Below are 233 nucleotides of genomic sequence, written 5' to 3'. Positions count from 1 at the left end.
CGAAAGAACCCACAAACATCCCTGCGATCTTGACATCGATGACATCGACGCTGCACTTGTCGCTGCGTTCTTAGACCACCTCGAACGCGACCGGCGAAACAGTGTCCGCACCCGCAACAATCGGCTCGCGGCAATCCGCTCGCTATTCAGTTGGGCCGCGCTCCGCCACCCCGAACATGCGGCGTCGATCCAACGAGTCCTCGCTATCCCAACCAAACGCAGCGAGCGGAACC

1 protein-coding gene is annotated in these 233 nt (G+C 60.5%); it reads left to right on the top strand.

The genetic code is table 11. The annotated features are described in order from the left end of the window. On the top strand, nt 1-233 hold a 233-nt coding region (locus tag AC3XQU_RS25005), incomplete at both ends, for a site-specific integrase (RefSeq protein ID WP_489876778.1).

It is taken from the genome of Telluria sp. AZSoR62 (genome assembly GCF_058111565.1).
This window is presented reverse-complemented; position numbering and strand designations above follow the sequence as displayed.